This is a genomic window from Pedococcus sp. P1_H8 (genome assembly GCF_056405175.1).
On sequence record NZ_JBFUCP010000460.1, the window covers coordinates 1 to 364 of the forward strand.

At 67.3% G+C, this 364-nt stretch carries 1 protein-coding gene; it reads left to right on the forward strand.

Features of this window, described 5'->3' with window-relative positions; all coding sequences use genetic code 11:
• Positions 1–364 (forward strand): DEAD/DEAH box helicase (locus AC1DYG_RS20840; protein ID WP_477641728.1); only part of this gene is annotated, 364 nt, incomplete at both ends.

The window sequence follows — 364 nt, forward strand, 5'->3', positions numbered from 1 at the left end:
GACCTTCACCGAGCGGATGGCGTCGTTCCCGGTCAAGGTGCGCGGGCTGTCCCGGTTCACCGACGTGGGGGACTCGAAGGAGATCATCGCGGGCATGGCCGACGGCGAGGTCGACGTCGTGGTCGGTACCCACCGGCTGCTGCAGACCGCCATCCGCTGGAAGGACCTCGGTCTGGTGATCGTCGACGAGGAGCAGCGATTCGGCGTCGAGCACAAGGAACACATCAAGGCGCTGCGCACGCACGTCGACGTGCTGACGATGTCGGCCACGCCGATCCCACGGACGCTCGAGATGAGCATGGCCGGGATCCGCGAGATGTCGACGATCCTCACCCCGCCGGAGGAGCGGCACCCGATCCTCACC